At 43.5% G+C, this 308-nt stretch carries 1 pseudogene; it reads right to left on the bottom strand.

From position 1 onward, the window contains the following. Nucleotides 1–308, bottom strand: a pseudogene (locus tag JMN32_RS05115) (hypothetical protein); the annotation flags it as partial.

The following is a 308-nucleotide window of genomic DNA, read 5'->3' as shown; positions in this document are numbered from 1 at the left end:
CAACTTCGCAAAGCTTATTATTAACATATGTAATAGTTCCGTAAGGATCGGCTTCTGATAGAATAGTTGTACGGTCAAAAACACTTCCCCGCATTTCCAGATCTTGCTTTATCCGCTCAACCTCATTAGACTGTCGTTCCATTGCCTCCTGTGTGGATCGCAACTCTTCCATGTTTTGACGCATTTCTTCTTCCTGAGCCTTCATCTCCTCGGTGGATTGTTGTGATTGTTCCAATAGCATCGTGATATGATGGGTCGTGCGGCTTGAGACTATAGCTGAGGCAAAATTTTCTAATGCTCCCTCTATG

The organism is Fulvivirga marina (assembly GCF_016775155.1).
GTDB lineage: Bacteria > Bacteroidota > Bacteroidia > Cytophagales > Cyclobacteriaceae > Fulvivirga > Fulvivirga marina.
The sequence above is the reverse complement of the archived record's forward strand: the minus strand, read 5'-3'. Positions and strand labels throughout refer to the sequence as shown.